This is a genomic window from Micromonospora sp. NPDC048986 (assembly GCF_040649335.1).
Taxonomy (GTDB): domain Bacteria; phylum Actinomycetota; class Actinomycetes; order Mycobacteriales; family Micromonosporaceae; genus Micromonospora; species Micromonospora alfalfae.
Genome location: NZ_JBEZFJ010000007.1, coordinates 316,398 through 340,892, shown reverse-complemented (window position 1 = coordinate 340,892; position 24,495 = coordinate 316,398). Strand labels below are relative to the sequence as shown.

19 protein-coding genes and 1 riboswitch are annotated in these 24,495 nt (G+C 72.3%); of the genes, 11 read left to right on the top strand and 8 right to left on the bottom strand.

The features are described from left to right. The first annotated feature begins 2 nt into the window (after window positions 1-2). Together thrC and AB0B94_RS17315 are read left to right on the top strand one after the other, a co-directional pair. Complete coding sequence (thrC, locus tag AB0B94_RS17320) at window positions 3-1,289, top strand: threonine synthase (protein WP_357279948.1); 1,287 nt, start codon at window positions 3-5, stop codon at window positions 1,287-1,289. A gap of 265 nt (window positions 1,290-1,554) precedes the next feature. Continuing rightward, window positions 1,555-2,574, top strand: a complete 1,020-nt coding sequence (locus tag AB0B94_RS17315; protein ID WP_357279945.1) for a GNAT family N-acetyltransferase — start codon at window positions 1,555-1,557, stop codon at window positions 2,572-2,574. 9 nt (window positions 2,575-2,583) lie between these two features. Here AB0B94_RS17315 and AB0B94_RS17310 read toward each other — a convergent pair whose 3' ends face one another. Beyond that, entirely contained in the window at window positions 2,584-4,776 is a 2,193-nt protein-coding gene (locus AB0B94_RS17310) for a hypothetical protein (protein ID WP_357279941.1), read from the bottom strand. Window positions 4,777-4,907: 131 nt separating this feature from the next. On the opposite strand from AB0B94_RS17310, the gene paaN reads away from it, so the two are divergent. After that, window positions 4,908-6,581: a phenylacetic acid degradation protein PaaN gene (gene paaN / locus AB0B94_RS17305; RefSeq protein ID WP_357279937.1), complete on the top strand. Its 1,674-nt coding sequence runs from the start codon at window positions 4,908-4,910 to the stop codon at window positions 6,579-6,581. A 172-nt stretch (window positions 6,582-6,753) separates the two neighbouring features. Here the strand turns inward: paaN and AB0B94_RS17300 are convergent, their stop codons facing one another. Continuing rightward, window positions 6,754-7,284 carry a GNAT family N-acetyltransferase gene (locus AB0B94_RS17300; RefSeq protein WP_357279933.1) on the bottom strand — a complete coding sequence of 177 codons (531 nt, stop codon included), beginning with the start codon at window positions 7,282-7,284 and terminating at the stop codon, window positions 6,754-6,756. 324 nt (window positions 7,285-7,608) lie between these two features. On the opposite strand from AB0B94_RS17300, the gene AB0B94_RS17295 reads away from it, so the two are divergent. From AB0B94_RS17295 to groL, 3 genes are all read left to right on the top strand, one after another. Further along, the gene (locus AB0B94_RS17295; RefSeq protein ID WP_091402914.1) at window positions 7,609-7,812 is read left to right on the top strand and encodes a cold-shock protein; all 204 of its coding nucleotides are present in this window, start codon (window positions 7,609-7,611) and stop codon (window positions 7,810-7,812) included. A gap of 93 nt (window positions 7,813-7,905) precedes the next feature. Next, window positions 7,906-9,129 carry a hypothetical protein gene (locus tag AB0B94_RS17290; protein ID WP_357279927.1) on the top strand — a complete coding sequence of 408 codons (1,224 nt, stop codon included), beginning with the start codon at window positions 7,906-7,908 and terminating at the stop codon, window positions 9,127-9,129. 272 nt (window positions 9,130-9,401) lie between these two features. After that, complete coding sequence (gene groL, locus AB0B94_RS17285; RefSeq protein WP_030490078.1) at window positions 9,402-11,024, top strand: chaperonin GroEL; 1,623 nt, start codon at window positions 9,402-9,404, stop codon at window positions 11,022-11,024. 56 nt (window positions 11,025-11,080) lie between these two features. On the opposite strand, the gene AB0B94_RS17280 is transcribed toward groL, so the two are convergent. The 3 genes from AB0B94_RS17280 to AB0B94_RS17270 form a co-directional block, all read right to left on the bottom strand. Then, complete coding sequence (locus AB0B94_RS17280; RefSeq protein ID WP_357279922.1) at window positions 11,081-11,329, bottom strand: hypothetical protein; 249 nt, start codon at window positions 11,327-11,329, stop codon at window positions 11,081-11,083. 78 nt (window positions 11,330-11,407) lie between these two features. Further along, on the bottom strand, window positions 11,408-12,343 hold the full coding sequence (locus AB0B94_RS17275; RefSeq protein ID WP_357279917.1) for a GNAT family N-acetyltransferase: 936 nt from the start codon (window positions 12,341-12,343) through the stop codon (window positions 11,408-11,410). A gap of 69 nt (window positions 12,344-12,412) precedes the next feature. Next, the gene (locus tag AB0B94_RS17270) at window positions 12,413-15,061 is read right to left on the bottom strand and encodes a S8 family serine peptidase (protein ID WP_357279913.1); all 2,649 of its coding nucleotides are present in this window, start codon (window positions 15,059-15,061) and stop codon (window positions 12,413-12,415) included. Window positions 15,062-15,324: 263 nt separating this feature from the next. Between AB0B94_RS17270 and AB0B94_RS17265 the strand changes: the two genes are divergently transcribed. Continuing rightward, window positions 15,325-17,139, top strand: coding sequence for a glycerol-3-phosphate dehydrogenase/oxidase (locus tag AB0B94_RS17265; protein ID WP_357280105.1), 1,815 nt, complete (start codon window positions 15,325-15,327; stop codon window positions 17,137-17,139). Window positions 17,140-17,227: 88 nt separating this feature from the next. After that, a complete protein-coding gene (locus AB0B94_RS17260; protein ID WP_238667010.1) occupies window positions 17,228-17,764 on the top strand; it encodes a hypothetical protein in 537 nt (178 codons plus the stop codon). Between the two features lie 10 nt (window positions 17,765-17,774). On the opposite strand, the gene AB0B94_RS17255 is transcribed toward AB0B94_RS17260, so the two are convergent. Next, the gene (locus tag AB0B94_RS17255) at window positions 17,775-19,175 is read right to left on the bottom strand and encodes an FAD-linked oxidase C-terminal domain-containing protein (RefSeq protein WP_357279907.1); all 1,401 of its coding nucleotides are present in this window, start codon (window positions 19,173-19,175) and stop codon (window positions 17,775-17,777) included. A 68-nt stretch (window positions 19,176-19,243) separates the two neighbouring features. On the opposite strand from AB0B94_RS17255, the gene AB0B94_RS17250 reads away from it, so the two are divergent. After that, window positions 19,244-19,528 carry a DUF4031 domain-containing protein gene (locus AB0B94_RS17250; RefSeq protein WP_357279903.1) on the top strand — a complete coding sequence of 95 codons (285 nt, stop codon included), beginning with the start codon at window positions 19,244-19,246 and terminating at the stop codon, window positions 19,526-19,528. Here the strand turns inward: AB0B94_RS17250 and AB0B94_RS17245 are convergent. Then, window positions 19,500-20,156 carry a metal-dependent phosphohydrolase gene (locus AB0B94_RS17245; RefSeq protein WP_357279898.1) on the bottom strand — a complete coding sequence of 219 codons (657 nt, stop codon included), beginning with the start codon at window positions 20,154-20,156 and terminating at the stop codon, window positions 19,500-19,502. The genes AB0B94_RS17250 and AB0B94_RS17245 overlap by 29 nt on opposite strands. 106 nt (window positions 20,157-20,262) lie before the next feature. On the opposite strand from AB0B94_RS17245, the gene AB0B94_RS17240 reads away from it, so the two are divergent. After that, window positions 20,263-21,498 carry an FUSC family protein gene (locus AB0B94_RS17240; protein WP_357279895.1) on the top strand — a complete coding sequence of 412 codons (1,236 nt, stop codon included), beginning with the start codon at window positions 20,263-20,265 and terminating at the stop codon, window positions 21,496-21,498. A gap of 23 nt (window positions 21,499-21,521) precedes the next feature. On the opposite strand, the gene AB0B94_RS17235 is transcribed toward AB0B94_RS17240, so the two are convergent. Beyond that, complete coding sequence (locus AB0B94_RS17235) at window positions 21,522-22,766, bottom strand: aminotransferase class V-fold PLP-dependent enzyme (RefSeq protein WP_357280098.1); 1,245 nt, start codon at window positions 22,764-22,766, stop codon at window positions 21,522-21,524. Window positions 22,767-22,836: 70 nt separating this feature from the next. Beyond that, window positions 22,837-22,957: riboswitch (SAM riboswitch) on the bottom strand. A 23-nt stretch (window positions 22,958-22,980) separates the two neighbouring features. Here AB0B94_RS17235 and AB0B94_RS17230 point away from each other — a divergent pair. Further along, on the top strand, window positions 22,981-24,471 hold the full coding sequence (locus AB0B94_RS17230; protein ID WP_357279892.1) for a PrsW family intramembrane metalloprotease: 1,491 nt from the start codon (window positions 22,981-22,983) through the stop codon (window positions 24,469-24,471). The last annotated feature ends 24 nt before the right edge of the window (window positions 24,472-24,495 follow it).

The window sequence follows — 24,495 nt, the reverse complement described above, 5'->3', positions numbered from 1 at the left end:
ACATGACGTCGACGCTCGTCACCTCCGGCATTGACACCTCGGCCAGCCCCGCCCGCGCCCTGGTCTGTCGTGCCTGCTCGGCCCGCTACCCGCTCGCCGCCCAGCACGCCTGTTACGAGTGTTTCGGCCCGCTGGAGGTCGACTACGACACCGCCGCTCTGGCCACCGTCACCCGCGAGCAGATCGAGGCCGGCCCGAACAACATCTGGCGGTACGCCGCCCTGCTGCCCGCCGGTCAGGACCCGGCCAGCCGGGTCACCCTCGACCCGGGGCTGACCCCACTGGTGGCGGCCCCGCACCTCGCCGCCGAGCTGGGCATCACCGCGCCGCTGTGGGTCAAGGACGACAGCGCCAACCCCACCCACTCGTTCAAGGACCGGGTCGTCTCGGTGGCGCTCACCGCCGCCAAGGCGCTCGGCTTCACCCGGTTCGCCTGCGCGTCGACCGGCAACCTGGCCAACTCGGTGGCCGCCCACGCCGCCCGCGCCGGGGCGCCCTCGGTGGTCTTCATCCCCAGTGACCTGGAGCAGGGCAAGGTCATCACCACCGCCGTCTACGGCGGTGAGCTGGTCGCGATCGACGGTTCGTACGACGACGTCAACAGGCTCTGCGGTGAGCTGGTGGAGACCGACGAATTCGAGGACACCGCGTTCGTCAACGTGAACGTCCGGCCGTACTACGCGGAGGGCTCCAAGACCCTCGGCTACGAGGTGGCCGAGCAGCTCGGCTGGCGGATCCCGGCACAGGTGGTCATCCCGATGGCCAGCGGCGAGCTGCTCACCAAGATTGACAAGGCGTTCTCCGAGCTGGTGGAGATCGGCCTGGTCGAGGCGCCCGCCGACGGCTGGAAGGTCTTCGGCGCGCAGTCCGCCGGCTGCAACCCGATCGCCGTCGCCCTGCACGCCGAGACCGACACGATCGTCCCGGTCAAGCCCACCGGCATCGCCAAGTCGCTGAACATCGGCGACCCGGCGGCCGGCCTCTACGCCCTGGAGGCGGTCCGCCGCACCGGCGGCTGGATGGAGTACGTCGACGACGACGAGATCCGCGCCGGCATTCGCGATCTGGCCCGCACCACAGGGGTCTTCGCCGAAACCGCGGGTGGGGTCACGGTGGCCGTGCTGCGCAAGCTGGTCGAGTCCGGTCGGCTCGACCCGACGGCCGAGACCGTCGTGTTCAACACCGGCGAGGGCCTGAAGACCATCGACGCGGTGGCCGGCCAGGTCGGCCCGACCCACCACATCAAGCCCTCGCTGCGGGCCGCTCGCGACGCCGGCCTCCTCGGCTGACGGGCTCGCTCGGACCGAGGCGCGAGTCGATCACTCGGTAACTGGGTTTTCGCTGTGAGTGTGGAAAACCCGCCGCTACGGACTTGACGGCAGGAACCGGACGGCGCAAGATGCTCCGTGCGGGAGGGCATTTCGCCGAAGACTTTTGAAGTTCTTGCGACCCAACGCCGGAGGCGTTGTGCGAGTGTCCCTCCCGACCACGTTCGATCGGGCCAGCGAGTAATTCGCTGGCCCGATCGCTTTTGTACGGTGCACGCTCACCGACATGAGCATCACCATCGCGTCGTTCGACGGCGCCGACCGGACTTCCGTCGACGAGGCGTACCGGATCGGGGTGGCGGTCAACGACGCCGATCTGCCGGACCTGCCGCCCTTCTGCCGGCGCCGCTTCGACGCGCTGTTCCACACGCCGTTGCCCGGCACCCGGACGCTCTGGGCGCTGGCCCGACTGGACGGTGTCCCGGCCGGCTTCCTGCAACTGGACCTGCCGCAGCTCGACAACACCGACAACGCCACCGTCGAGCTGAAGGTGCGTCCGGAGCTGCGGCGCCGGGGCGTCGGTCGGGCACTGCACGAGTACGGCGTACGGCTGCTGCGCGAGCACGGCCGCAAGCGGGTCGTCGGGCTGACCGTCTCCGCGTTGCCCGGCGGGCCGGCCCGGAACGTGGCGGGCGCTGCGTTCGCCGCGTCGACCGGAGCCCAGGCCGCCTTGGTCGAGGTGCGTCGCCGGCTGGAGATCGCCGAGATCGACCGGGTCGCGCTCCGCGCGGCACTCGGCGAGGCCCAGCCCCGGGCCGAGGGGTACCGATCGGTGTGCTGGCAGGGCGCCACCCCGGAGGAGTATCTGACGGACATCGCCTACCTGGACGGCCGGCTGATGATGGACGCGCCGCTTGGTGACATGCAGTGGGAGCCGGAGCAGGTGGACGCCGAGCGCATCCGCGGCACCGATCGGGCCCTGGGGGCCAAGGGCCGCCGGCGGTACCACCTCGGGATGCGACACGAGGCGTCCGGCCGGCTGGTCGCCTGGACGCTGCTGGAGGTTGGCGCCTCCGCCGACTGGCACGCCTTCCAGCAGATCACCATCGTCGACCCGTCCCACCGTGGGCACCGGCTCGGCCTCATCGCCAAGGCGGAGAACCTGCACCACCTGCTCACCCACGAGCCGGCGGTGCGGAGCATCGACACCATCAACGCCGCCAGCAACAGCTACATGGTGGCAATCAACGAGCAGCTCGGCTTCCGTCCGGTGGACTCCTGGACCGACTGGCAGCTCACCCTCTGACCCGGTCGGTCACTCCTCCGTCCGCTCCAGTCGCCCGATGAGTTCGCCGATCGCGGCGTGGAAGTCGTCGTCCGGGGTGAACCGGTGGCCCTGCACGGGTGGGGGCACGGTGTCGGTCGGTGCGATGAGCAGCCCCTTCGGATCCCGTACCCGACGGTCGACCCGGGCGGCCGGGTCGCCGGGTCCGTCCACGAGCGGGACGAACACCGGTCCGCCCACCGCGTCGGTGTACCGCCACAGGTTGATCCACCGCCAGGCCAGCCGGTCGCCGACCTTGCGCAACAACGCGTCGTTGACGTACGCCGGGAAGATCCGCTGGTAGCGGTTGCCGAGCGGGGTGCCGTAGGTCAGCAGGGCCACTCGCCGGCGGCAGTGGTCAGGGAGTTGGAGCACCGTCGCCGCCGCGAGCACGCTGCCGTGACTCTGCCCGGACAGCACCACAGCGTTCCCGTCGGCGGTGAGCTGCCCGATCCGACGGGTCAGCTCGGGGACCGCCCGCTCGACGTAGCACGGCGGGGCGAGCGGATGCGCGGCACGCGGCCAGAAGGTGGCCAGCTCCCAGAGCACCCCGACCAGCCGGATCACGCCGGATCGGTAGGCGACCAGCCCCAGCACGGCGAGGACCGTGGCGAACAGTCCGATCAGCAGGGCGCCCAGGTCGGTCACGAAGATCACCGGACGGGCCAGTGGTTCGCCGCCGAGCCGCAGCGCGAGCGCACCCGGGCCGGGACCGATCACCGAGAGCCCGGCCGCCGCCAGGGTGAGCAGCGCCAACACCACGTACGCGGTGGCCAGCAGCGGCCCGAGCCGATCCGTGAGTCGGGCACGCATGATCGCCTCGCGGACGGCCCGGACCCGTTCGGGGGCCGCCCGGGAGGCTTCCGGATAGTCCCGCCGGACCAGTTCCTCGGCCTCCCGGCGGCGATGACCCCGACCGATCCGGGGTCCGAGCACTGCCGTCACGACCACCAGGAGCACGGCGAGGGAGAAGCCGAGGGTGGCCCAGCGGAAGGCGATCGGCGGGGACAGCGGTGGCGCACCCGGCGGCAGCGGCCGGGCCGGCGTCGGGCTGGAACCACGGTCCAGATACTCGGCGAGCCCGTAGGTCAGGCCCGAGTCGTAGGCGACGCCCAACCCGATCGCGACCGTTATCAGCACCGGCGCGCCCAGCCCGGCCAGCAGGAAGAGGGGCCGGGGGAGAGAGCGGCGCTGCACGACGACCACCAGGCCGAGCATCGCGAGCAGCACCACCTGCCCGGCAAACAGCCCGGCGGCCGTCATCCCGTAACCCGGCAACGGTCCCTCGGCGGTCCACGGCGGCCGGGGCAGCAACGCGTACCCCAGGGTCAGTGCGGTGAGCGCGACCGCCGCCCAGTGGATCGTCCGCGAACTCCACTGGTCGTGCTTCCCGCGTCGCTCGATCGCCGGCTGGCAGAGCAGCACCAGCGCGCCGGCGAGCAGCGCCACGTCCGCGGCCAGTAGCAGCCAGCCGAGCACTGCGGCATCGTGCGGTGCCAGCACCAACAGCAGAGCGATGTTGAGCGTGCCCAGCGCCACCGCTACGTGGACCGAGCGCAGGCGGCGCAGCAGCGAGCGGGTGTCCCGGAAGGCGGGCGCGTCGAGCCGGTCCGCACCCACCCCGGGCGCATGGTCGCTGTCCTCGGGGAGCTGCCAGGTCCGGGCACCGAGCCGCCAGATCAGGACGATCGCGATGATCGGCGGTACGGCCAGCAGCGCGAGCCGCTGCCCGGGCGGCACGCCACCCAGCCAGGAGATTTCCCGACGCCCCTCCAGACACCTCGGGTAGGCCGCACACTGCCAGGCGATCAGGTCGAGGGACACCCCGACGGCGGAGAGGACGTACATCGCGGTCATCGTGGCGGCCAACAGTCGGCACAGCGCCCGTGCGGCACGGCCGCCGCGACCGGCGACCGGCAGCATCCAGACCGCGATGTTGCTGAGCATGAACGGCAGGAGCAGGACCAGGGAGAACGTCCGGATCGCGGTGCCGCCGGTCAGCTGGCTCCAGCGGTACGCCTCAAGCGTCGACCCGTCGCGGTCCGCGGGGGCACCGTAGCCGGGCCGCGGCCGGTAGAAGCCGGCGTTGTCGTCTCCCGCGACCCGCGCGACGATCGGTCGGTCGAGGATCGTCTCGGGCCCCTTGTCGGCGACCCCGTGCACCCGGATCTCGGTGATCCTCACCCGCCGCCCTCCCGTGACCGGCTTTTCCTGGCCGGAAGGTCCGCGGATACCCGCTGCCGCCGCGGGCAACCCTGGTGCTGTCGGTCATTGGCGCTTCTGCACCCGAACCCGACTGCGGCATGATGGCGGGCATGACGGAGACCCCGCATCCCCTGTACGACAGGCACGCCGACACCCTCAACCGTGCGCTGACCGCGATCACGGAGCGGGGCTACTGGTCCGCCTATCCCGAATCCCCCAGCCCCAGGGTGTACGGCGAGACCGCCGCCGCCGACGGAAAGGCCGCCTTCGAGGCGTACCTCGGCGGTGATTTTCCGCTCGACCAGCCTGGCAGCGGCGCTCGGGTCGCCACCGAGACGAGCCCGTTCGGGGTGGAGTTGGCGGTGCGCTACCCGCACGCCGGCCCCGGCGAGCTGGTCAGCGCCGCCTCCGCCGCGCTGCCGGCGTGGCGCGACGCCGGCCCGCAGGCCCGGGTGGGCGTCTGCCTGGAGATCCTCGACCGGCTGCACAAGCACATCTTCGAGCTGGCCAACGCTGTGCAGTTCACCAGCGGGCAGGCGTTCGTGATGGCCTTCCAGGCCGGTGGCGCGCACGCGTTGGACCGGGCGCTGGAAGCGCTGGCGTACGCGTACGCCGAGATGACCCGGCACCCGGGCACGGCGGGCTGGGAGAAGGCCGCCGGCAAGGGTGACCCGCTGCGGATGACCAAGACGTTCCACGTGGTGCCGCGTGGGGTGGCGCTGGTGATCGGCTGCAACACCTTCCCGACCTGGAACTCGTACCCCGGCCTGTTCGCCTCGCTGGTCACCGGCAATCCGGTGATCGTCAAGCCGCACCCGCGCGCGGTGCTGCCGCTGGCCATCACGGTGAAGTACGCCCGGGAGGTGCTCGCCGAGGCCGGGTTCGACCCGAACCTGATCATGCTGGCGGCCGAGGCGCCCGGCGAGAAGCTCGCCAGCGACCTGGCCCTGCACCGCTCCGTCAAGATCGTCGACTTCACCGGCTCCACCGAGTACGGCGACTGGCTGGAGACGCACGCGCGGCAGGCATCGGTCTACACCGAGAAGGCCGGCCTCAACACCGTCGTCATCGACTCCACCGACGACTTCGCCGGCCTGTGCCGCAACCTCGGTTTCACGCTGACCCTCTACAGCGGGCAGATGTGCACCACCTCACAGAACATCCTCATCCCGGCCGGGGGCATCGAGACCGACCAGGGGCACAAGAGCTTCGACGAGGTGGCCGGCGGCATCGCCGCCGCCGTCGGCAAGCTCACCGCGGACCCGGCCCGAGGCGTGGAGCTGACCGGCGCCATCGTCAACGACGGGGTGCTGGAGCGGCTGGCCGAGGTGACGAAGGTCGGCGAGCCGGTGCTGGAGTCGCGGACCGTGGCCCACCCGTCGTACGCCGACGCCGTGGTGCGTACCCCGACGATCGTGAAGCTGAGCGCGGACGACGCGGAGACGTACGGCCGGGAATGGTTCGGGCCGATCTCGTTCGCCATCGCGACCGACTCCACAGCGCACAGCCTGGAGCTGCTGCGCCGGACCGTCGGCGAGAAGGGCGCGCTCACCGCCGGGGTCTACTCGACCGACGAGGCCGTGCTGGACGCGGCCGAGGCGGTGGCTGTCGAGGTCGGGGTGCACCTGTCCTGCAACCTCACCGGTGGTGTCTTCGTCAACCAGTCGGCGGCGTTCTCCGACTTCCACGGCAGTGGGGCCAACGCGGCGGCCAACTCGGCGCTGACCGACGGGGCGTACGTGGCGAACCGGTTCCGGATCGTGCAGTCGCGGCGGCACGTCTGAGTTTATTGGTCGCGGTGGGGGTTTCCGGGTCAGCCCGACCCGCTCCGGGCGGTCAGGCTTGATCCCTGCGCGGGTCGGGCTGCCCCGGAAACCCTGACGTGGGCACGGTTGTCGCTGACGCATCCGGCCCTGAAGCATCACCGGGGTTCTGCCCTGGGATGAGTTCTTGGTTTTAGGCGGGGCGGCGCATCTGTAGTTCGGTGAGGGCTGGGATGTTCGGGTGGGGGACCCGTACGCCGGTGTCCTTGAAGCCCAGGCGCTGGTAGGCGCGGTAGGCGCGGTCGTTACCGACCACCACCTCCAGCAGCAACTCCGGTCGGCCGCAGGCCCGGGACCAGGCGGCCACCCCGTCGACCAGTTCGCCGAGCAGGCCACTGCCACGCCAGGCCGGTGTGACGTACACGGCGTAGATCACGGTCAGCCCCGGTTCGTTCGGGTGGGTCGTGCCGCCGGCGTGCCCGACCAGCCGGCCGCCCGGGTCGGCGATGAACTGCGCGTTGCGGGAACCGGCCGAGGTGTACGCGACTCGCGCGGCGTACTCGTTGTGCGGTCGGGCCGCCGCGTCCGCCAGGGTCTCCAGGAAGGCCAACGGCGCGTCGGCCAGCATCTCCAGGCGCAGCGCCCGCATCCGGGCGGCGTCCTCCGGCCGGACCCGGCGGATCTCCGCGAGCCGCGGGGCCGGCGAGCCGATGTCGGTGGTCATGTCCGCATGCCTATCACAGGGCAGGGACGGTGTTTCACGAGCTGGGCCCGATCCCCGGCACGTCGGGGCTGCCCCGCGACCCTCCCTCCATTCGCAATGACGCTGGCGAATCCGGTGGCTCGAGAGCCCGGCCGGTCAGCGCGGTCGGGACGCCCCGAAGTGTGTCTGATTTGTGGCCGTGCGCGGCCGTCACTCCTCGTGTAGCGTGCGATTTCGGTCACCTGCTTCAATGGCGGTCATCGATCGCTGAGTCGGTGGTCCGGGGCGCCCGGCCGTGCCGTGCGCCGAGTCAGGCAACGCCGCGCAGAGTGAGGGAAGTGCACCGTGGCACAGGGCTCCGTGAAGTGGTTCAACGCCGAAAAGGGCTACGGCTTCATCGCCGTCGACGGCGGTCAGGACGTGTTCGTCCACTTCTCCGCGATCGAGATGGACGGCTACAAGGCGCTGGACGACGGTCAGCGGGTCGAGTTCGAGATCACCCAGGGTCAGAAGGGCCCACAGGCGGAGCACGTGCGCGTCATCGGCTGAGCTTCCTGGCCGATCGGCCCGCGAGTCGGGGCTGCGGCGGGGGCACGTAGCCGGGAAGATCGTGAACCGTTCCAGCCGATGTGAGGAGCGTTCATGACTGACCAGCCACCTCCGCCCACTCCGCCCTCCGGGTCGGGGGAGCCGGACCCGTCCGATCCGTCCTCGCCCTCCGGCCCCGCCGGTCCACCGCCCGGCTGGGGGCCGGGCATGCCCCCGGCCGGCCCGACCTCCGGCCCCGCCGGTCCGGCGTCCGGCTGGGGGCCGGGCATGCCCCCGGCCGGCCCGACCTCCGGCCCCGCCGGTCCGGCGTCCGGCTGGGATCCCGCGCAGGGTGCCTGGGGTGCGGCCCCGCCACCGCAGGGCTGGGCGTTCCCGCCCACCGGGGGCTACCCGCCCGGGTCGGGTCCCTACGGCGGGCAGCCGGGGTACCCGGGGCCGCCGGTCGGCTGGTACCCGCCGGGTTACGGGTTCGACCCGAACGACGCACTGGTCACGCCGCCCGGTGCCGGTGTCGAGGGCTGGTTCAACCGGTGCGGCGGAGCGCTGCGGCGGGGCTGGCGGCAGTTGGTGCCGATCATGTTGCTCACCCAGGTGCTGCCGGCGGCGGTGCTCTCGGTGGTCTCCCTCGGGCTGGACCCGTCGGCGAAGTGGGCCGCCCAGGCCGAATCGACGTCGGCACCCACCCTGCCGGACAATTTCGCCGTCGAACTGCTGAGTCTCCTGGTCCTGCTGGTCGGCGGCAGCCTGGTGGTCGGGTTGGTGCAGTCTGTCGGGTGGGCCGCCGGCACCTGGGTGATCACCAAGCAGGCGGCTGGTCAGCCGGCCAGCCTGGAGTCTGCGCTGCGCTACGGCCTGCGTCGGGCGCTCGGGCTGTGGGGCTGGACCCTGTTGGTCAGTCTGCTCATCGGCGTCGGTGTCTGTTTCTGTCTGCTGCCGGGCATCTACCTTGCCTTCGCGCTGAGCATGGCCGGCCCGGTCTATCTCTTCGAACGGCACAACCCGATCGGTCGATCGTTCCGGATGTTCCACGACCGACTCGGCCTGCTGCTCGGACGGGTGGCCCTGGTGGCCGTGGCGGTGATCGTCGGCACCCTGATCCCCGGTGCCCTGGAAGGGTTCGGCACCTCCACGCTCGGAACGGATCCGTTCTCCTCGGCAGGTACCGCCGCCGTGGCGGTGGTGGTGATCGGGATCACCGCCGTGCTGGCCCTGCCGGCCCACCTCGCGCAGATGATCGGTCTGCTGGTGACGTACGCCGAGCAGCGTGCCCATGAGGGGCCGGTGAACACCGCTGGACTGGCCGCGGAACTCGGCTGAGCGGCGGCATCGTGCTTGCACTCGGCAGGTGAGAGTGCTAAACAAGTCATTGGCACTCGCATACCGTGAGTGCCAATGGTCGGGACGGTGGGGCCAGGTTGCACCGGCGTGGAGACGCCGGGGCGGCACATGGCCGGTCGTCGCGGGCTATCCGGCCCGGCCGAAGGACGTCGTCGTCGCCAGGTGGCGACGTCCCAAGGTGCGTACACCAGGCGGCCCATCCGGGGCACACATCTCGGGTGGCCCGTGAGTGTCCAGGAGGACAACGCCGTATGGCCAAGATGATCGCGTTCGACGAAGAGGCGCGCCGCGGCCTCGAGCGGGGCATGAACCAGCTCGCCGACGCCGTAAAGGTGACCCTCGGCCCCAAGGGCCGCAACGTCGTGCTCGAGAAGAAGTGGGGTGCCCCCACCATCACCAACGATGGTGTGAGCATCGCCAAGGAGATCGAGCTCGAGGACCCGTACGAGAAGATCGGCGCTGAGCTGGTCAAGGAGGTCGCCAAGAAGACCGACGACGTTGCCGGTGACGGCACGACGACGGCGACCGTCCTGGCCCAGGCCCTGGTTCGCGAGGGCCTGCGCAACGTGGCCGCTGGCGCCAACCCGATGGCCCTGAAGCGGGGCATCGAGGCTGCTGTCGCGAGCGTCTCGGAGGAGCTGTCCAAGCTCGCCAAGGACGTCGAGACCAAGGAGCAGATCGCCTCCACCGCCTCCATCTCCGCTGGCGACAGCACCGTCGGCGAGATCATCGCCGAGGCGATGGACAAGGTCGGCAAGGAAGGCGTCATCACCGTCGAGGAGAGCAACACCTTCGGGCTGGAGCTGGAGCTCACCGAGGGTATGCGCTTCGACAAGGGCTACATCTCGGCCTACTTCATGACCGACCCGGAGCGTATGGAGGCCGTCTTCGACGACCCGTACATCCTGATCGCCAACAGCAAGATCTCGTCGGTGAAGGACCTGCTTCCGATCCTGGAGAAGGTCATGCAGTCGGGCAAGCCGCTGCTGATCATCGCCGAGGACCTGGAGGGCGAGGCCCTCGCCACCCTGGTGGTCAACAAGGTCCGTGGCACCTTCAAGTCGGTCGCCGTCAAGGCGCCGGGCTTCGGTGACCGCCGCAAGGCCATGCTGACCGACATCGCCATCCTCGCCGGTGGCCAGGTCATCAGCGAGGAGGTCGGCCTCAAGCTCGACGCCGCCAGCCTCGACATGCTGGGCCGCGCCCGCAAGGTCGTGGTGACCAAGGACGAGACCACCATCGTCGACGGTGCCGGCGACGCCGAGCAGATCCAGGGCCGGGTCAACCAGATCCGGGCCGAGATCGACAAGAGCGACTCCGACTACGACCGGGAGAAGCTGCAGGAGCGGCTGGCCAAGCTGGCCGGCGGCGTTGCGGTGATCAAGGTCGGCGCGGCCACCGAGGTCGAGCTCAAGGAGCGCAAGCACCGCATCGAGGACGCCGTTCGCAACGCGAAGGCCGCCGTCGAGGAGGGCATCGTCCCGGGTGGTGGCGTCGCGCTGGTTCAGGCCGGCAAGACCGCCTTCGACAAGCTCGACCTGGTCGGCGACGAGGCGACCGGTGCGAACATCGTCAAGGTCGCGCTCGACGCCCCGCTGCGGCAGATCGCCGTCAACGCCGGCCTTGAGGGCGGCGTCGTGGTGGAGAAGGTCCGTAACCTCGAAGCGGGTCACGGTCTGAACGCCGCCAACGGCGAGTACGTCGACCTGCTGGCCGCGGGCATCATCGACCCGGCCAAGGTGACGCGTTCGGCGCTGCAGAACGCCGCTTCCATCGCGGCGCTCTTCCTCACCACCGAGGCCGTTGTCGCGGACAAGCCGGAGAAGACCCCGGCTGCCCCGGCTGGCCCGGGTGGCGGGGACATGGACTTCTGAGTCCAGTTCCGACACCGAACGGGGCGGGCCGCTGACGCGGTCCGCCCCGTTCGTCGTCAGGTCGGTAGTGGGCGCTGGTTGCGCCGTTTCTGTGCCCGGCTGTACGGCGGAAGCAGCTGGATCGGCGCGTCCACCATCTCCTGCGGCTCCTCGGCCGCCGACGGCTCACCGTCGGTGGTCATCTCGGCCAGTTGCTCGGCGTCGCCGTAGTCGAGCCTGTCGAACGGCAGTTGGCCGGGGAGTTCACCCACCGGTTTCCAGGTGATCGGCGGGCCGTCCTCGGTCTGGTTGTCATCCGCGGTCATGGCTGCCTCCTCTACCGAAACGGTAGGGGGCGTCGATGGCCGGTGCGGGCGAATGGATCTATGTCCTGTTTACCCCGGTTACGCCCCGGACAGGGTTCGCCGGTACAGGAAGAAGACCCGCTCGATCCACGCACCCGCGCTGCCCGAATAGAACGGCACGGGTCCTACCCAGCCGATCTGTGCCCGGTCCAGCCCCGCCGCCCGCTGGTCGCGCAGGCAGCGCCGCAACAGCACCCCACCGATGCCCGAGCCCGCCGCGGCCGGCGCGGTGCCCATCGGCCCGAACCAACTCGGCCGGGACGACCCGTACGCGGCGAAGCCGAGCACCTCGCCGTCCCGCTCCGCCAGGTGGCAACCGGCGTCGGCGCGCCCGACCGACCCGGCCAGCTCTGCGTCCCACGTTCCACCGAAGGTGGACCTGGCGAACGCGACAAGCGCCGGCAGGTCCGCCGGCTCCGCCCGGCGTACCGTGACGCCCTGATCGGCCAGCCGCCGCTCCGTCGCCTCCGTGGACCGCAGTGCCGGCGACCCGTCGTACGACAGGTCCGCTGTCATGTTCCACGCGGTCCGGTCCTGCTGGTAGCCGAGCGCGAGGGCGGCGCAGACCGCCGGCGTGTAGCGGACGTCGATTCCCGGCCAGGCGTAGTACGGCGGGTTACCGGCCAGCAGCACCTCGGTCACCCCGCGCTCGGCGAGCACCCGCTCGGCCCGCTGGAGCAGTACCCGGCCGACGCCCCGACGCCGCTGATCCGGAAGGACCGCGACCAGGTCCACGTGCCCGATCCCCGGCTCGGTCGATGACACCGAACAGATCAACACCCCCACCAGGTCCGCACCTCGGTACGCGCCGAGCCCGACCACCGGCCGGTCGGTGGTGGCCCGGGTCCAGAGCACATCCACTATGGAAGCCGCTTCGGCGGAGTCCTCGGGCAGGTCGAGCGACTGCTGGCAGAGCTGCACGACGCTGGTGACCAGGTCGGCGGTCAGCTCGGTGACGGTGATCTCGGCGTCCATGGTCGCCGACCCTAGATCACCGAATGTCGTGTCGCACCCCCGGCTCGGCACTTCAGTAAGGAGACCTGCCTATTGCTGGGCGGCGCGAACAGCGGCGTAGGCGTCGACCTCGCCAGCGCCGGTGACGTTCGACGGTGCGCCGCAGGCGTCGGACGGGCTGTCGGAGCGATAGGTCGGCGTCGCCGCAGTGGCGGTGTCCCGGAGGATCTGCCGGGTCCGGGTCACGTCACCGACAAGCGCCGGGTTCGCCGACCACATCAGCGCGACCACCCCGGCCACCTGCGGGGTCGCCATCGACGTGCCGTCCAGCGCGGCGTACGTGCCGCCCGGCATGGCCGACACCACCCCCACCCCCGGTGCCAGCACGTCCGGTTTACCCGAGCCACCCGGCACCGGCCCGCGCGAGGAGAACTCGGCCACCCGCCGCTTGGCGTCCACCGCGCCCACTGTCAGCACGTCCGGGTACGGGGCGGGCGGATCGTCGATCGACGCGCACCACGGGCCGGTGTTGCCGGCCGCAGCGACAACGAAGATCCCGGCGGCGTCGAGGGCGGCGGTGGCCGGCCGCAGAACCCGCTGGTCACAACCCTCGATGGGCGGGCAACCCCACGAGTTGGTCAGCACCTGCGGGGCCCGCTCCGGACGGCCGTCGGTGAACGGGTCACCGCCGGCCGGGAAGGGCGCCAACATGAACTGGAGACAGTCCAGGTAGTGCGCGGGGCTGCCGAGGTTGCGGTCCAGGTTGACGCAGCCCACCCACTGCGCGTCCGGCGCCACCCCGATGCCGTCGCGCCCGACCGCGCTGCCCACCGTGTGGGTGCCGTGCCCGCCCTGGTCGGTCGGGCTCCGGGTGTCGTTCCACGGGTCGTACCAGGAGTCGTCCCCACCACGGAACCCGGCCCGTAACGCCGGATGGGTGCCGTCCACCCCCGAGTCGGAGCTGCCGACCACGATGCCGGTGCCGGTGGCCCGGAGTTGGGACCACACCCGGTCGGCGCCGATCTGACGGATGTTCCACTGCGGCCCGGTGGGCGTGGGCAGGGTGCCCCGGCTCTGCCCGGCCGGGGCCGGCAGTGGCCGCAGGCGCTGGCTGACCAGCACCCGCGCCACCTCCGGTCGGCTGGCGAGCCAGGCCCGCACCGCCGGGCCGCCGTCCACCTCGACCGCGTTGACCAGGTAGTACGACACCGGGTCGAGGCGCAGCCGGTTCAACCCCCGGAGCAGGTCACCCTGGCTCTGCTCGGCGGTCGTCACCAGCCGCCGGTAGACCTCCGCCGCGCGGGCGTCCCGCCCGGCCCGACCCGGCGCGGCGGCCGGCAGACCGCTCAGGTCGGCCTGCGCACGCAGCACCACGAACAGCCGCTCGCCGTACAGGCCCGGCTGGCCGGGGCTGAGGTCGACAGCCCCGAACGCCACCAGCAGCACCACGGCCGCCACCGCGGCGACCCGCCTGTTCGGGGTGCGTGCCGTCGGCCGGGCGAGCAGCACCGCGTACCCGATGGCGACCAGGACCGCGACGGCGAGCCCGACGCAGGCGGCGGTCGCCACCCAGAACGGGACGTCCCGGGTGCCGACCAGCAGCAGGCTGATCTCTTCCGGGTCGGTGAAGGCCAGCGGGCCGAGCGCGGCCAGGCCCACGAGCCAGCCGGTCGCCGTTCGGCCGGAACGGGTGGCGGTGGCCGGGTCGGCGACGGCCGGATCGGCGGTCGCCGGGTCGGCGGCGGGCCGCCAGGTCGCGGCCCAGAGCGCGGCCACCGCGAAACCCACCGGCGGCACTGTCAGCAGCGCGGGCAACTGCGCGCCGGACTGGCCGGTCCCGGCCGCGAGCAGCAGCAGCGCCACCCCGGCGACCAGGCCGCCGACCAGCACCAGCCGAGCCGGCCGGGGCGGTCGCCCAACCGCGAACGCGGCCCAGAAGGGGGCATCGAGCAGAGTCGCGGCGAGCACCCCGAGCGCGGCGGCTGCCAGCAGCGCGAGCGCGGTCTCCAGGAGACCGCCGAGCGCGCCCAGCCAGGCCCACGGCAGCAGCAGCGCCAACCCGGCCGCGACCGCGAGCAGCGGCACCGGGCCGGGCGACCCCCGCCGCGGCCCGACCGGCTGCGGACCCCCGCCGGCCGTCGCAGCGGCGTCGGCGTTCGATCCGGGGTTGCCGGCGGTTCCGGTTCGGGAGGTGTCAGCGTTCGGCCCGGGGTTGCCGGCGGCGTCGGTTCGGGCGGCGTCGGCGTTCAGGGGTGCGCCAGCGGTGCCGTCGACTGACGTCGACGCGCTGGCGTCGGGCGCGCTGCCGAGATGGGAACGGGACACTCGTCGCATCGACCAGCGCACGGTGAGCGCGCTGAGCAGCGCCGCGCCGGCCAGCGCGGCGAGGTACGCCTCGTGGTGCACCGGCGGCACGACCCGCAGCAGTGTGAGCACGCCCAGCGCGAGTGCCCCGATCAGCCAGGCCCGCCCAGTGGCCCGGACCGCGCCCGATCGGGGCAGGAGGGCCAGCAGCAGGGCGGGCGTACCGGCCAGCACGACGGTGGCCAGGCCAAGCACCGGCCAGAGCCAGCCGAGCCGGTCCCGCCCGAAGCCCAACAGCACCTGATCGGTGAGCCAGCCACCGGTCTGGGTGCCCACTGTGACCGCGACTGTCCAGCAGCCGACCAGCACCGCCGCGACCACCGGCCACGGGGAAATGCGAGCGCTGACTCCGGGATGCCCAGGGTGACCTTGCATTCCGAGAACCTTACGACCACGGTGAACGGTTTCGAACCGACTGCCTCATCGAAGAACTGTGGAGATCTTGGACAGTTTCCGTTGACCCACTAACGGAAACTGTCCAAGATCTCCGACCTCTGCTGGCCGTTGCTCAGATCAAGCGGCTCGCGTCGACGGCAGTAAGACGTCATCGTCGGCGAGACGTGAAGGTCGCCCGGCGCGGGCGGCAAATGTCGACACGGTGGCCCGACGGTTACGGTGGACAGGTGCGTGACCCCAATATCTCCCGATCCGTCGCCGGTCAGCTCTCACCGGTCCGCCGTGCGTCCGACCTGCGTCGACTGCGTGCCGAGCGCTTCGACGTGCTGGTCATCGGGGGCGGGGTGACCGGAGCCGGTGCCGCCCTGGACGCGGCGTCCCGTGGCCTGAAGGTGGCGCTGGTCGAGGCGCGTGACCTCGCCGCCGGGACCTCCAGCCGGTCCAGCAAACTCATCCACGGTGGCCTGCGCTACCTGGAGCAGTTGGAGTTCCACCTGGTCCACGAGGCGCTCACCGAGCGCGGCCTGCTGGCCACCCGGCTCGCGCCGCATCTGGTCCGCCCGGTGCCGATCATGGTGCCGCTGCCGGCCGGACGGGGCCTGCGGGATCTGCCGGCCCGGGTCTTCCGCCGCTCGTACTACGGCGCCGGAGTGGCCGCGTACGACGCCTTCGCCGGGGTCTTCGGCGGAGGGCGGGGCATGCCCCTGCACCGTCACCTGACCCGGGAGGGTGCCCGGCGGATCTTCCCGAGTCTGCGGGCCGACGCGCTGGCCGGGGCGATCCGCTACTACGACGGGCAGGTCGACGACGCCCGGCTGGTGGTCACCCTGGCTCGCACCGCTGCCAGCCTCGGCGCCACTGTGGTGAGCAGTGCCCGCGCCGTCGGGTTGATCCGGCAGGCGCGTGAGGTGACCGGCGTCCGCGTCCGGGACCTGGAGGCGCCGCCGGGGTCGCCGGACGCGGAGTTCGAGGTGCAGGCCCGCACCGTCATCGCCGCCACCGGCGTGTGGACCGACGACATGTCCCGGATGCTCAACGACGTCGGCCTGCGGCCCGGCGTCCGGGTGCGCGCCTCCAAGGGGGTGCACCTGGTGGTGCCCCGTTCGGCGATCACCGGTGAGACGGGGCTCATCCTGCGTACGGCGAGTTCGGTGCTCTTCGTCATCCCGTGGGGCGGGCACTGGATCATCGGCACCACTGACACCGACTGGCGACTGGACCGGTCCCACCCGGCCGCCTCGGCCCGCGACATCGACTACCTCCTTCAGCAGGTGAACACAGTGCTGGAACGGCCGCTCACCACGGCCGACATCGAGGGGGTGTACGCCGGGCTGCGGCCACTGCTGGCCGGCGAGGCCGACTCGACCTCCAAGCTCTCCCGTGAGCACGCGGTCTTCGAGCCGATGCTCGGGCTGCTGCTGGTGGCCGGCGGCAAGTACACGACGTACCGGGTGATGGCGTCCGACGTGGTCGACCGGGCCGCTCGCCGACTCGGTGGCGCTCGCTCGTCGCGCACCGCCGACCTGCCGCTGCTCGGCGCCGACGGGTACCCGGCCATGTGGCGGGACCGGGCCGACCTGGCGCGCCGGCACGGCGTGCCGGTGGGCGTGGTGGAGCACCTGCTGGAGCGGTACGGCACCCTCACCCTGGACCTGCTGGCGCTGGTCGACGCCGATCCTCTGCTGGCGTCCCCGCTGGCTGGTGCTCCGGAGTATCTGGCGGCGGAGGTCGCGTACGCGGCGCGGGCCGAGGGCGCGCTGCACCTGGAGGACGTGTTGACCCGGCGGACCCGGATCTCGTTCGAGACCAGCCACCGGGGGCTGGAGTCTGCGGAGCACACCGCCGAGTTGATGGGCGCGGTGCTCGGTTGGGACGCGGCCACCCGGGCACGCGAGGTCGAGCACTACCGGGCCCGGGTGGAGGCGGAGCGGCAGTCCCAGTTGATGCCGGACGACGCGGCGGCGGACGCTGCCCGCCTCGGCGCTCCGGACGTCCGGGGTTACGCGGCCGACCGGGGCGACGACGATCAGGCAGAGCTGCGCCCGTCCGCTCGATGACGAATTGCGACGTTACCGATGGGTAACCATCGATACCGACCCGGATGGTGGTTTCGAACGCTACCTACGGTGGGGTAGGTTTCCGCGCGTGCTACCCCGCGCGCGCCCTCGCCTGCTCGTACCCCTGCTCGCCGTCGCGCTCGTCGGCGCCCTGACCGGGTGCTCCCTCTTCGAGGACGACAAGCCGAGCACCCCGGTGGCGCAACCGACAGCCGGCACGGCCGGTGGCGGATCGCAGTTGGAGATCCCCACCACTGTCGCCGCCGGTCAGGTCAGCCTGCTCCAGCGGCTCGGCGAGGACGGGCCGATGCGCACCCTGAGCGTGGAGCGCAACGGCGCGTGGCAGTGCGTCGACTGCGCCGGCGACGGCGTGACCTCCCGGGGCACCCTCGCACCGGAGCTGACCGAACGGCTCCAGGTGCTGCTCGCCAACCCGAGGCTGGCCGACGAGACCGATCAGGCCCGGCGGTACCGGACGACCTGTATCGACGCGCTGACGTCCAGCCTCATCACCTCCACCGGGCTGATCACCTCGCAGGACTGCCCGGGTGAGGAGCTCACGCCGGTCGCCGGGGAGATCCTGCTGCTGCTCACCCAGGCGACCCCGGCCGAGGTCAAGGGCTGACCACAGCCGCTCAGAGCACCTTGCCCGGGTTGAGCAGGCCGGCCGGGTCGAGCGCCGACTTGATCGCCTGATGCACCCGCACACCGACCGGCCCGATCTCCCGGGCCAGCCAGTCCCGCTTGAGCAGCCCCACCCCGTGCTCGCCGGTGCACGTGCCGCCCAGGTCCAGGCCGAGCCGCATGATCTCGTCGAAGGCCCGTCGACCCCGCTGCACGCTCGCCGGGTCGGCCCGGTCGACCACGATGTTCGGGTGCATGTTGCCGTCCCCGGCGTGCCCCACCACGCCGATCGGCACCTCACACTCGGCCGCGATCCGGGCGACCCCGTCCAGGAGCGCGGCGAGCGCGCCGCGCGGCACCGCCACATCGTCGATCACCAGACCGCCGTTGCCGCCCGGGTAGGCGTCCGCCGCGAACTTCTCCATCGCCGGGTGGGCCAGCCGGCGAGCCTGGAGCAGCGCCGCCGCCTCCACCGCGTCGGTGGCCGCGTAGACCTCGTCGGCGCCGACGGCCTCGCACACCTCGGCCAGCACTGCCAGGTCGTCCGCCGCCCGGGAGCCGGTGTCGGCGGCGGCCAGCAACAGGGCCTGCGCGTCGGTCCGCAACCCCATCGGCTGGTACGCCTCGATCGCCCGCAGGTGGGTCTGGTCCAGCAACTCCAGCAGGCTGGGGGTGAGCCCGCGAGCCGCGATCTCGGCCACCGCCGCGCCGGCCGTGGCGGTGGATCCGAAGACCGCCACCAGGGTCAGCGAGTCGGCCGGGGCGGGCCGCAGCGCGACGGTCACCTCGGTGATCACGCCGAGGGTGCCCTCCGAACCGACGAACAGTCGGGTCAGGTCGTAGCCGGCCACCCCCTTCGCCGTACGCCGACCGGTGCGCAGCACCTCGCCGGAGGCGAGCACCACCTCCAGGCCGAGCACGTACTCGGTGGTCACTCCGTACTTCACACAGCACATGCCGCCGGCGTTGGTGGCCACGTTGCCGCCGATGGTGGACGACTCCCAGGAGCCGGGGTCCGGCGGGTACCAGAGGCCCTGTTCGGCCACCGCCCCGGCCAGCGCCGCGTTGACCACCCCCGGCTGGACCACGGCGATCCGGCTCACCGGATCGATCTCCCGGATCTCGTTCATCGCGACGGTGCTGAGCACCACCGCGCCGTCCACCGCGTTCGCCGCGCCGGCCAGCCCGGTCCGCGCGCCCTGCGGCACCACCGGCACGCCGTGCCGCGCCGCCGCCTGGATCACGGCGACCACCTGCTCGGTGTCGCGTGGGCGGGTCACCACGAACGGGACGCCCGCGGCGCACAGGTCGGCCTCGTCGCGCTGGTGCATGCGCAGCAGGTCCGGGTCGGTGAGCACGGCGTCGTCACCGAGCGCGGCGCGCAGGTCGTCGAGGAGCGCGGTGGGGGCCATGCAGCCGAGGCTAGGTCGCCGACCGGCGATCATCAACATGATCGACTGGCCGGGATAACTTGGGCACCATGCTCTACCTGGACCGGCCGGCCTGGCCGTGGCGCGGTCGGCTCTGGTCGCACCTGATCAGTGACGTCTCGTACGCCGAGCTGCACGCCTTCGCCGAGGCGCTGGGCGCGCCCCGGCGCGGTTTCGATCGGGACCACTACGACATTCCGGCCGACCGGTTCGCGGCGGCGGTGTGGCTCGGTGCCCAGGTGGTGCCGAGCCGGGAACTGGTCCGGTTGCTCCGCGACGCCGACCTGCGTCGGCCGAAGCACCTGGTCAACAGGCGTTCCCCGGCGCCCCGGTGAGGGTGGCCAGCTCGCGGCGCACATTGTCCCGGGCGGGCTCCTCCCACCGGCTCGCCAGCCGTGGCGACCGGAACAGCGCGGGTAGCGACAGCAGGCCGGTCAACACGGCGGCCCGCCCAACCCGGAAGGCCGGCTCCGGCACATGGGCGTACTCCCGGCGGATCGCCGCCGCGTAACGCTCGTAGCGGGCCGGCGGCGCGGCCAGCACGGCCAGGTCCGCATCGCAGAGCAGCACCCCGTCCCGGTCGCCCGGTGCCACAGCGTGCCCGGCGGTGAGCAGCACCAACCGGCGCACCTCGGACACGGTGGGCGCCGGCACCCCGAGCCCGGTGAGCATGTTCTCGGCGAGCGCGGCGCTGTCCCGTTCGTTGGCGTCGCCGGCGGCCCGGGGGTCGTAGACCGCGTCGTGGAACCAGGCCGCCAGCCGGACCGCGTCGGCCCGAGTGGCCAGGTCGGCGTGCTGGTCCACCACATCGAGCACCGCCGTCAGGTGGGCCAGCGTGTGGTAGTGCCGGTGCGGCTCCCGCCACCGGACGATCACCTGCTCGCCGACCCGGGTGGTATCCGGATCGGGTCTCGCGCCGGCACCCCGGGCCGCCGCCCGCCATCGGTCCAACAGATCAACCACCGCCCGAGTCTGGCGCATCCTCCCTCGACGCGCCCGAAGGGAGGGTTCAGCGGGCCCACCACGGGTAGTCGCGCCCATGGCCGTGGCCCGGGACAAGCGACAGCCGATGGTGCGACGTACCGCGCTGCGCGACGGTTTGGTGGACATCGACGGCGCGCGGATCGCCGAGGCCACCGAACAGCTGCGCCACCGCAGCCGGGCCACCCTGCACGATCGGCTGCACCGGGTACGGATGGCCGGCGGACTCGCCGTGCAGGCCGGGCTGGCCGCCGGGCTCGCGTACCTGATCTCGCACAAGGTGCTCGGCAACCCGCAACCGGTCTTCGCGCCGATCTCCGCGGTCGGCACCCTTGCCGCGTCGGTCGGTCAGCGGTTCCGCCGGACCATCGAGCTGATCGTCGGGGTGGGGGTCGGGGTGGCCGTCGGCGACCTCCTGATCTACCTGCTCGGCACCGGGGCGTGGCAGCTCGGCCTGGTGGTCACGGTGGCGATCCTGCTCACCATCTTCGCCGGTGCGAGCGTGGCCATCGTCATCCAGGCGGCGGCCACGGCGGTGCTGATCGTGACGCTGAGCCCGTCGACCCAGAACCTGGAGATCCCCCGCTTCGTCGACGCGTTCCTCGGCGGTGGGATCGCGCTGCTGGTCACGGCTGTGTTGCTGCCACTGAACCCGCTTCGAGTAATCAACCGGGCCGCCCGCCCCGCCCTGGACCTGCTCGCCGCCCAGCTCGACGCCACAGCCGACGGGCTGCGCAACCGGGACCGCGCCACCATCCAGGGCGCACTGGAGAGGCTGCGCAACAACAAGGAGGAGTTGGCCACGTTGGGCGAGGCCATTGAGGGAGCGAAGGAGACCGCCACCCTCTCGCCGGCCCGCTGGCACCGCCGCGACGAACTGACCCACTACGCCGAGGCGGCCGACCCGATCGACCGGGCGATGCGCAACAGCGGCACGCTGATCCGCCGGTCCGTCACGTTGGTCGAGGACGAGGAACCGGTGCCCGATCCGATGCCGGACGCGATCGGGCACCTCGCCGAGTCGGTCCGGCTGCTCAAGCACGAGTTCGCCGCCGGTGAGGAGCCGGAGAAGGCCCGGGAACGGTCGCTGCGGGCGGTCAGCGAGGCCGGCCGGGCGTACGGCGACGGCGTGGGCTTCTCCGGCAGCGTGGTGATCGCCCAGATCCGCACCACAGCGAGCGATCTGCTGGTCGCCTCCGGGATCGAGCAGGAGGAGGCGAACCGGTGGATCCGCACCGCCTTCGGGGAGCAGGAGCGCCCGGTCGGTGAGCCCGCCGGGCCCGGCGAGACACCGAAGCCACCCACCGCCCCGCCGGTCGGCTGAGCGGCGACCACCGCCGGGCGGCCTCAGTCCAACTCGGCCAGGGCCGCGAGCAACCGGTCCACCTGAGCGGCGGTGCTGCCCAGCCCGATGCTGGCACGCAGCGCGGTGGGCGGCAGGTCCCGACGGCCGGTACGACCCGCCGCCTCGCCGAGCAGACGCTGGGCCAGCGGGTGGGCGCAGAACAACCCGTCCCGTACGCCGATGTGGTGCTCGGCGGCCAGCCGGGTGGCCACCTCGGTGGAGTCCCGGCCGGCGACCACGAACGAGACGATGCCGACCCGGGGCGCGTCCGGGCCGAAGGTGCGCAGCTCGACGACGTGTGGCAGGGCGGCGAGGCCGGTCCGTAGCCGGGTCAGCAGGGCCTGCTCGTGGGCGGCCAGCGCGCCCTGGTCCGCCTCGTCGAGGGCCCTGCACACCGCCGCCAGCGCGACCGCTCCGAGCAGGTTCGGGGTGCCGCCCTCGTGGCGGGCCGGGCCGGTCGCCCAGGTCACGTCGTGGGTGGCCGGCCCGACGTGGCTGGTGGCCCCACCACCGGCCAGGTAGGGCGGGGCGGCGTCCAGCCAGTCGGCCCGACCGATCAGCACGCCCGCGCCGAACGGCGCGTACAGCTTGTGGCCGGACACGGCCAGGTAGTCGACGTCGAGCGCGAGCAGGTCGACCGGGGCGTGCGGGGCGAGCTGCGCGGCGTCGAGCACGATCCGGGCACCGTGCCGGTGGGCCACCCGGGCCAGTTCGGCGACCGGCCACCGCTCACCTGTCACGTTGCTCGCACCGGTCACCGCCACCAGCACCGGCAACGCCGGGCTGCTGCCCCGGCGCAGCTCGGTGAGGGCGGCGGCGAGATCGCGTACCGCCCCGTCGCTGTCGCTGGGCACCGGCAGCCGCACCGACCCGCGCGGCCAGGGCAGCAGGTTGGCATGGTGTTCGGAGGCGAACGTGACAACGGTGGTGCCGGCCGGCACGGCCCGCGCCAGCAGGTTGAGCGCGTCGGTGGTGTTGCGGGTGAAGATCACATGATCGTCGGCGCGAGCGCCGAAGAAGTCGCCGATCGTCTGCCTTGCCTGCTCGTACGCGAGGGTGCAACGCCGCGACAGCGCTCCCGCTCCACGGTGCACGCTGGCGTACCAGGGCAGCAGCTCGGCCACCGCGTCGGCGGCGGCCCGCGCGCACGGCGCACTGGCCGCGTAGTCCAGGTTGATCTCGCCGGACACGCCGAGGACGTCGAGCGGCGCGGACGGCACCGACGGCACGGTGGGCAGGCTGGGCAGCGAGGGGACGAGAGTGACGGACACGCCGGAACCTCCGGGGTCAGGGACCCCGGGTGCGACATCGGGACGGGGTCCGCGCTTGCCCAGCACACCGATCGGGCTGGGCCCGGTCATCACCCGGGGCACCCCACCGCGAACTCGACGAGGGTTGCCGGCCAGCAAGCCGGGGCTTGACGCTGGCGCTCGTGACCTGCCGGCAGCATAGCTGCTACCGATGCGACCGAACCAGCCGGCGGCGGATGGCTACGCTGACCGCATGGCCGACACCCCACCCGGTTCACCGCTGCCGCAGTCGCCCGCCGCCCCGCCTGCGTCAGCCGTCCCGCCCATGGGTGAGACGCCCCGGATGCCGCTGCGCCGACTGGGCTGGCGGCGGTTCCTGGCGCTGGCCGGGGTGGTGCTGTTGATCGCGGCGTGCGCGGTCTTCATGGTCTTCACGCTCGGCCAGTCGCTCGGTGTGCAGGCCCTGCTGATCGGGGTGCTCGCCGCCATCCTGCCGGTGCCGGTGCTGGTCGCCTGCTTCCTCTGGCTGGACCGCTACGAACCGGAGCCGTTGAAGTATCTGATCTTCTGCTTCGCCTGGGGGGCGTTCGTCTCCACCGCCGCCTCGCTCACGGTCAACGACTTCGCGGCCAACCGCTTCGCCGACTGGGGCCTGCCGTCCGCGCTCACCGGGGTGCTGGTGGCGCCGTTCATCGAGGAGCTGACCAAGGCGCTGGGGCCGATCCTGCTGCTGGTGTTCCGTCGCCGCGAGTGGTCCGGGATCACCGACGGCCTGGTCTACTGCGGGCTCTCCGCGGTCGGTTTCGCGATGGTGGAGAACATCCTCTACCTGGGCGGGTTGGGGTACGCGGCCGGCGCCGACCGGTACGGCCCGGCCACCGGCATCCAGCAGGTCATCGCGATCTTCATTCTGCGGATCCTGCTGTTCGGGTTCGCCCATCCCCTTTTCACCTCGATGACCGGTGTGGGGTTGGGTATCGCCTCCCGGACGGCCGACCGGCGCATCCGGGTGCTCGCCCCGATCGCCGGCCTGCTGCTGGCGATGATGCTGCACGGCACGTGGAACCTGCTGCCCACGCTGACCCAGGCCACCGGCGAAGCCATGATCATGCTGTACGGCTTCCTGGGCCTCATGGTGCCGGTCTTCTTCGGCACCGTGGGGCTGGCGCTGTGGCTGCGCGCCTGGGAGGGGCGGCTCACCGAGCGGGTCCTGCCCGACTATGTACGCGCCGGCTGGCTCAGCCCACCCGAGGTGGCGGCCCTGAGCAGTCTCGGCCGACGGCACGCCGCCCGCAGTTGGGCGCGGCGGGTGGCCGGCGACGCCGGGGTGCGGTCGATGCGGGGTTACCAGTCCGCCGCGACCCGGCTGGCCCTGCTGCGCGACGGGGCGCTGCGCGGCCTGGACCGCAAACCCGCAGACCAGGAGCGAACCGTCCGCGAGGAGCGGGAGCTGCTGGAGGCGATCACCCAGTACCGGTCGTTCTTCGTGGGTCGGGACCCGCAGGCCCCGGCGGGGGTCTGGGACGGCAGCCGCTACCACCTGCGCTTCCCGGACGGCACGCGGCGCGCGGTGGATGCGCCGGACGAGCCGGTGGTGCCGATCCCGGTGGTGCTGGCTCCCGCCCCGGCTCCGGTGGGGTACACCCCGCCCGGCTGGCCCGCCCTGCGCCCGGCGTCGCCCTGGCCGCCGACGCACCAGTGAGAGCCGGCTGACCAGGAGTGCGGC

Coding starts and splice junctions, on each gene's coding strand:
- thrC (WP_357279948.1), top strand. CDS start 3: ATGACGTCGACGCTCGTCACCTCCGGCATTGACACCTCGGCCAGCCCC.
- AB0B94_RS17315 (WP_357279945.1), top strand. CDS start 1,555: ATGAGCATCACCATCGCGTCGTTCGACGGCGCCGACCGGACTTCCGTC.
- paaN (WP_357279937.1), top strand. CDS start 4,908: ATGACGGAGACCCCGCATCCCCTGTACGACAGGCACGCCGACACCCTC.
- AB0B94_RS17300 (WP_357279933.1), bottom strand. CDS start 7,284: ATGACCACCGACATCGGCTCGCCGGCCCCGCGGCTCGCGGAGATCCGC.
- AB0B94_RS17290 (WP_357279927.1), top strand. CDS start 7,906: ATGACTGACCAGCCACCTCCGCCCACTCCGCCCTCCGGGTCGGGGGAG.
- groL (WP_030490078.1), top strand. CDS start 9,402: ATGGCCAAGATGATCGCGTTCGACGAAGAGGCGCGCCGCGGCCTCGAG.
- AB0B94_RS17280 (WP_357279922.1), bottom strand. CDS start 11,329: ATGACCGCGGATGACAACCAGACCGAGGACGGCCCGCCGATCACCTGG.
- AB0B94_RS17275 (WP_357279917.1), bottom strand. CDS start 12,343: ATGGACGCCGAGATCACCGTCACCGAGCTGACCGCCGACCTGGTCACC.
- AB0B94_RS17270 (WP_357279913.1), bottom strand. CDS start 15,061: ATGCAAGGTCACCCTGGGCATCCCGGAGTCAGCGCTCGCATTTCCCCG.
- AB0B94_RS17255 (WP_357279907.1), bottom strand. CDS start 19,175: ATGGCCCCCACCGCGCTCCTCGACGACCTGCGCGCCGCGCTCGGTGAC.
- AB0B94_RS17250 (WP_357279903.1), top strand. CDS start 19,244: ATGCTCTACCTGGACCGGCCGGCCTGGCCGTGGCGCGGTCGGCTCTGG.
- AB0B94_RS17240 (WP_357279895.1), top strand. CDS start 20,263: ATGGTGCGACGTACCGCGCTGCGCGACGGTTTGGTGGACATCGACGGC.
- AB0B94_RS17230 (WP_357279892.1), top strand. CDS start 22,981: ATGCGACCGAACCAGCCGGCGGCGGATGGCTACGCTGACCGCATGGCC.